The organism is Burkholderia sp. (genome assembly GCF_018375725.1).
Classification (GTDB): Bacteria; Pseudomonadota; Gammaproteobacteria; order Burkholderiales; family Burkholderiaceae; genus Burkholderia.
This window is the reverse complement of record NZ_JAHACR010000483.1, coordinates 1-1,933: the sequence shown is the minus strand read 5'-3', so window position 1 is coordinate 1,933 and position 1,933 is coordinate 1. Positions and strand designations below refer to the sequence as shown.

At 59.8% G+C, this 1,933-nt stretch carries 1 protein-coding gene; it reads left to right on the top strand.

Translation table 11 applies throughout. The features are described 5' to 3' along the window. The first annotated feature begins 883 nt into the window (after positions 1-883). Complete coding sequence (locus KH616_RS24665; protein WP_292253890.1) at positions 884-1,801, top strand: LysR substrate-binding domain-containing protein; 918 nt, start codon at positions 884-886, stop codon at positions 1,799-1,801. Positions 1,802-1,933 lie beyond the last annotated feature (132 nt).

Here is a 1,933-nt window from a genome sequence, read left to right as displayed (position 1 = left end):
CGGTCTCTTGCTGCTGGTGTTGACCGGGCCGGGCAAGTATTCGGTCGACCGGCACTGACGCGACGCACGAACCGCATTCGTGCGAACCGGAGTGTTGCACGATCGCCGGGCCGTTGCTCGCCAGTCGTTTGCTGGCGTTCCTGTGCATCCGCTGCATCAGGACCGACCGAACCCGCCTCAGTGCTTTTCGACCCGCTCAGCGACACAGTTCGCCAGCGAGAAAAACAGCCCACAGACGACGAATATCAGGTGCACGCTGACCAGCCAGCGAATGCGCATTGGATCCGTGACTGCGTCGGTCTCCGTCAAGCGCATGAACGCACGCGACAGGAATGGTGGAAATGGCGACGATCGATCCGATTAGCTTCACCTTGAGCCTGGAAAAATCGCGCAAACCTATTCAGCGCGACCGGTCTTCGCTCATGCTCGTGTCGATAATTTAGTGTGCGTCACTCAAGTTGCATACGCAATCCGATGGCAAACGAACCATGTCACGGAGATCCAGACGACGACAACCAGTGCGAGTCCAAGTCTGCCGGACATTCATTGTTCGGCTCTGGCACGATACGCGACGATCAGTCGTTCCGGGAGCAACATCAAGCAAAGCCGCTGGTCGCGGCGCCATGATAGTCGCTGTGCCGTAGCGACCGCATTCAAGTGAATTGAATAAACGCGCTCGACTCAGTTCGGTCCTTTTTTGTCATCCTCGACCGTTGCGCAAAGCCGTCGCAAGCAACGCAAGTGCGGGCATGCATGGCAAAGGTGATTCCATCGGGTTTCCGTCCGGAGATCCGTGTGAACACCAATACCGAACGAAGTATGCCGTACCCCAGAGTATGCCGTGCCCATAATGTAGCGCTGACAGCGGTCGGAAAATCCGAGCATGAACCTCCATCGCCTCGATCTCGTCTCACTTTCTCTTTTCGCACTCGTTGTTCGAAGCGGCAGCATCAGCAAGGGCGCCGAACTCGCCCATCTCGCGATCGGCGCCGCAAGCAAGCGAATAACAGATCTCGAATCCACAATCGGTACCGAATTATTCGAACGCCACTCTCGTGGCATTACGCTCACTGTGGCGGGCGAGGCGCTCAAGCATCACGCGCAACGTATTCTGAATGACGTCGATCTGATGACGGCCGATATGTCGGACTATGCGGCCGGCGTTGTGGGCGTCGTTCGGCTGTGGGCCAACACGTCGGCGGTTACGCAGTTTTTGCCGTCGGACATCGCGGCGTTCAATGCCGCCAATCCGGAAATCCGCATTGAGCTGGAAGAGCAGGATAGCGAGCAGGTCGCACTCGCGGTGGTGGACGGCATGGCCGATTTCGGCATCATGGCCGACCAGATGCCCACGCTCGGCCTCCAGACCATGCCATACCGCCACGATCATCTGGTCCTTGTCGTTCCCGGCGGCCATCCGCTGACCCGGCGTGAATCGGTAGCGTTCGTCGACGCGCTGGAATTCGACTTCGTCAGCCTGTCACGGAATACGTCGCTCGCCAAACGCCTTCAGGCCGCTATCGCCTTTTCGGGCGGACAGCTGAAACTGCGCATTCAGGTCCGCAGCTTCGATGCGATGTGCCTGATGGTCGCCGCAGGGCTCGGCATCGCCGTACTGCCCGACGCAGCGGCAGACCCGCATCTGCGGTCGATGGGCTTGCACAAGATCGCCCTGTCGGAAGACTGGGCGCATCGCGAACTGCTCATCTGCGCTCGCGATCTGAAAGCGCTGCGCAAACCGGCACGGCTGCTCGTCGACCATCTGATTCGCCCGGCGCCGGAGACTGCTCCGACCCGCTGACGCGGGGTGCGCTTTCGCGTTCCGCGAAAGCTGGGTTCGACACTGTCGCATTCGGCCCACGGGATTGCGCGTGGAAAATGAGTCTCCATAGGCAGCAGCATCGCCAGCCATGGCTGGCGGGCCAAACAACAT